1 rRNA gene is annotated in these 1,653 nt (G+C 52.6%); it reads right to left on the bottom strand.

Annotated features, from left to right (window positions below):
* Positions 1–1,653: ribosomal RNA gene (locus tag SNL23_RS16570) — 23S ribosomal RNA — on the bottom strand; the annotation flags it as partial.

The raw sequence follows: 1,653 nt of genomic DNA, 5'->3' as shown, positions 1-1,653 counted from the left end.
GGTCAAGCCTCACGGGCAATTAGTATTGGTTAGCTCAACGCCTCACAGCGCTTACACACCCAACCTATCAACGTCGTAGTCTTCGACGGCCCTTCAGGGAACTCAAGGTTCCAGTGAGATCTCATCTTGAGGCTAGTTTCCCGCTTAGATGCTTTCAGCGGTTATCTATTCCGAACATAGCTACCCGGCAATGCCACTGGCGTGACAACCGGAACACCAGAGGTTCGTCCACTCCGGTCCTCTCGTACTAGGAGCAGCCCCTCTCAAATCTCAAACGTCCACGGCAGATAGGGACCGAACTGTCTCACGACGTTCTAAACCCAGCTCGCGTACCACTTTAAATGGCGAACAGCCATACCCTTGGGACCGGCTTCAGCCCCAGGATGTGATGAGCCGACATCGAGGTGCCAAACACCGCCGTCGATATGAACTCTTGGGCGGTATCAGCCTGTTATCCCCGGAGTACCTTTTATCCGTTGAGCGATGGCCCTTCCATACAGAACCACCGGATCACTAAGACCTACTTTCGTACCTGCTCGACGTGTCTGTCTCGCAGTCAAGCGCGCTTTTGCCTTTATACTCTACGACCGATTTCCGACCGGTCTGAGCGCACCTTCGTACTCCTCCGTTACTCTTTAGGAGGAGACCGCCCCAGTCAAACTACCCACCATACACTGTCCTCGATCCGGATAACGGACCTGAGTTAGAACCTCAAAGTTGCCAGGGTGGTATTTCAAGGTTGGCTCCACGCGAACTGGCGTCCACGCTTCAAAGCCTCCCACCTATCCTACACAAGCAAATTCAAAGTCCAGTGCAAAGCTATAGTAAAGGTTCACGGGGTCTTTCCGTCTAGCCGCGGATACACTGCATCTTCACAGCGATTTCAATTTCACTGAGTCTCGGGTGGAGACAGCGCCGCCATCGTTACGCCATTCGTGCAGGTCGGAACTTACCCGACAAGGAATTTCGCTACCTTAGGACCGTTATAGTTACGGCCGCCGTTTACCGGGGCTTCGATCAAGAGCTTCGCGTTAGCTAACCCCATCAATTAACCTTCCGGCACCGGGCAGGCGTCACACCCTATACGTCCACTTTCGTGTTTGCAGAGTGCTGTGTTTTTAATAAACAGTCGCAGCGGCCTGGTATCTTCGACCGGCATGAGCTTACGGAGCAAGTCCTTCACCCTCACCGGCGCACCTTCTCCCGAAGTTACGGTGCCATTTTGCCTAGTTCCTTCACCCGAGTTCTCTCAAGCGCCTTGGTATTCTCTACCCAACCACCTGTGTCGGTTTGGGGTACGGTTCCTGGTTACCTGAAGCTTAGAAGCTTTTCTTGGAAGCATGGCATCAACCACTTCGTGTTCTAAAAGAACACTCGTCATCAGCTCTCGGCCTTAGAATCCCGGATTTACCTAAGATTCCAGCCTACCACCTTAAACTTGGACAACCAACGCCAAGCTGGCCTAGCCTTCTCCGTCCCTCCATCGCAATAACCAGAAGTACAGGAATATTAACCTGTTTTCCATCGACTACGCTTTTCAGCCTCGCCTTAGGGACCGACTAACCCTGCGTCGATTAACGTTGCGCAGGAAACCTTGGTCTTTCGGCGTGGGTGTTTTTCACACCCATTATCGTTACTCATGTCAGCATTCGC

This window comes from Pseudomonas sp. SED1, from assembly GCF_034044025.1.
Classification (GTDB): Bacteria; Pseudomonadota; Gammaproteobacteria; order Pseudomonadales; family Pseudomonadaceae; genus Aquipseudomonas.
The sequence above is the reverse complement of the archived record's forward strand: the minus strand, read 5'-3'. Positions and strand labels throughout refer to the sequence as shown.